The sequence below is a fragment of the Streptomyces sp. NRRL B-1347 genome (assembly GCF_000720325.1).
In the GTDB taxonomy this organism is placed as follows: domain Bacteria; phylum Actinomycetota; class Actinomycetes; order Streptomycetales; family Streptomycetaceae; genus Streptomyces.
Genome location: NZ_JOJM01000253.1, coordinates 1 through 712, shown reverse-complemented (window position 1 = coordinate 712; position 712 = coordinate 1). Strand labels below are relative to the sequence as shown.

General features: G+C 67.3%; 1 protein-coding gene. It reads right to left on the bottom strand.

Features of this window, described 5'->3' with window-relative positions; genetic code table 11:
* On the bottom strand, positions 1–548 hold a 548-nt coding region (locus IG74_RS0144835; protein WP_267885649.1), incomplete at its 3' end, for an AfsA-related hotdog domain-containing protein.
* Positions 549–712: the final 164 nt, after the last annotated feature.

Genomic DNA, 712 nt, shown 5'->3' with positions numbered 1-712 from the left:
GGGTGGGTGGGGGGTGGTGGTGTGGTGGGGGTGTTGGGGTGGGTGCCGCGGATGCGTTGGTAGATGGTGGGGGAGTGGGCGGAGAAGCGGGTTTGTGCGGTGCCGAGGTGGGTGCCGTTGCGCAGGGCGATGGCGTGGAGGGTGAGGGCGGTGAGGTGTCCGCCGGGGCGGCGGCGGATGTCGGAGCAGGTGATGTGGAGGGTGAGGTGGGTGGGGTGGTGGGGGGTGTGGTGCATGGCGTGGGGGTTGATGTCGGCGGTGAGGTATTGCCAGATGAGGTGGTGGCCGTGGGGGAGGTGGTAGGCGTTGTGGGCGAGGAGGGGGAAGCACTGGCGGATGGTTTCGATGAAGATCAGTGGGTCGTTGAGGTGGGGGGTGGGGGTGTAGAAGGGGTGGTGTGTCGGCCATTGGGCGGTGACGGTGAAGGTGTCGGTGCGCAGGGTGTCGTAGCCGGTGAGGAGGACTTCGGCGGGGTTGTGTTTGTGCACGTGGTGGGGTGCGAGGGTGGGGCGGGCGGGTGCTGGGGTGAGGTGCTGGGTGACAGGCATGGTGAGCCCCCGTTGAGTGGTTGCGAGTGACCGCTTGCACTTGTGCTCGGTTGGCGCTGTCTCGCCGTCCAGCAACATAACGAGTGTTCTTTTTGTTGTCGAGGGGTGTCCGGATCCTTGTGCTGGCACCGGGTGCCGCGGTGGGGGGTGGTGGTGGGGGGTGC